Origin of the sequence: Mesorhizobium sp. M0437 (genome assembly GCF_040321335.1) — a bacterium.
Lineage (GTDB): Bacteria > Pseudomonadota > Alphaproteobacteria > Rhizobiales > Rhizobiaceae > Mesorhizobium.
This window is the reverse complement of the sequence record NZ_JAMYRK010000209.1, coordinates 1-1,322: the sequence shown is the minus strand read 5'-3', so window position 1 is coordinate 1,322 and position 1,322 is coordinate 1. Positions and strand designations below refer to the sequence as shown.

Annotated in this window: 1 protein-coding gene; it reads left to right on the top strand. The window is 61.9% G+C overall.

Annotated elements, in window-relative coordinates; all coding sequences use genetic code 11:
- The coding region (locus NKI72_RS35020) for a FadR/GntR family transcriptional regulator (RefSeq protein WP_352852255.1) at nt 1-456 on the top strand (456 nt) is incomplete at its 5' end.
- Between the last annotated feature and the right edge of the window lie 866 nt (nt 457-1,322).

The following is a 1,322-nucleotide window of genomic DNA, read 5'->3' as shown; positions in this document are numbered from 1 at the left end:
GATCGCGACGTGCTGGCCTGGTACGCGACCTCGCCGGACCGCGAGGTGTTCCTCAGGACCGTGCAGGAGTTCCGCCACATCATCGAGCCGGAGGCCAGCGCCTTTGCCGCCATGCGGCGCACCGATGAGCAGATGGCCGAGATCAGCCAGGCCTGCCGCGAGATGGGCGAGGCGACCAACCTGCAGGAGCGGACGCGCGCCGACACGCGGTTTCATCTCGCCATCCTGCGCGCCTCGGGCAACGATCTGCTGGTGCCGCTCGGCGTGCTGATCGAATCGGCGCTCGACCACCTGTTTGTTTTCGTCACCCGCGAGACCAGCGATCAGCGGCGGGCGCAGGCACTGCACGAGGCGATCGAGAAGAACATCCGCCTGCAGCGACCGGCTGCAGCCCGTGCCGCGGTGCACAGGCTTCTCGCCAACACCGACGACGTCATCGGCCGGTCGCGGCGGTGATGGTTGCACAGGGCGGCGTTGCTCAGAACGATTGCAAAACTCGCATTCCTTCGCGCCCCCTCTGTCCTGCCGGACATCTCGCCCACGAGGGGGCCATCGCAGATAGCAAGCCGAGGCTTTCGCTCTACGACGTACCCCCACCCCTAACCCCTCCCCACAAGGGGGAGGGAGACTTCCGTTGGCGCTGACCTCGGCAAATTGCCTGTCTTTCGGCGCCAAAAGGGGAAGTGAGGGCGCGCGGCAGCGTTCCCTCCCCCTTGTGGGGAGGGTTAGGGTGGGGGTCCATCTTCGTAAGAATCCAAATGCGATTGCCCAGCGCAATAGAGGGGGGAGATTGGATGCCACTTCGGCTTTCGCCAATCACCAACCTTAGGGCCAAGCAATGAGGGGCGGCGACCTCGGGTGGGACAGGAATTCGGACTTTTTGCCTTCGCAGCTATTTTGTTCTTGCTTTGTGCCGGCAGCTATGCTACTAATTTGCGTATGGTGCCAATTGGCTCCAACGACCCGCCCGCCGAGGCGCTTTTTTTGTTTCCGGCTTCTTCCGATCGGAAGTGCGCGTGCTTTGGTGCACAGACTTCTCGCAATACCGACGTTATCGGCCGGTTTCGGCGCTGATTCGATCGTTTCTCGGCCAACTGCGGGTAAGTCGGGTCAACCAGCAACGAAGGTCGATCATTTCCGTTAGTCGCAAATCGCAAATTTAGGAGATTAGCCGAAACCCTCCCTTCGTCATCCCTGGGCGAAGCAAGGAGCGAAGCGACGCGGCGCAGACCCTGGGATCCATATGTGGACGGCGCCCTGCCTGCAACGGTTGTTTTGCGTCGTTTTCGATCGCTTGCGTCCATATGTCCGGCCTTTGAGCA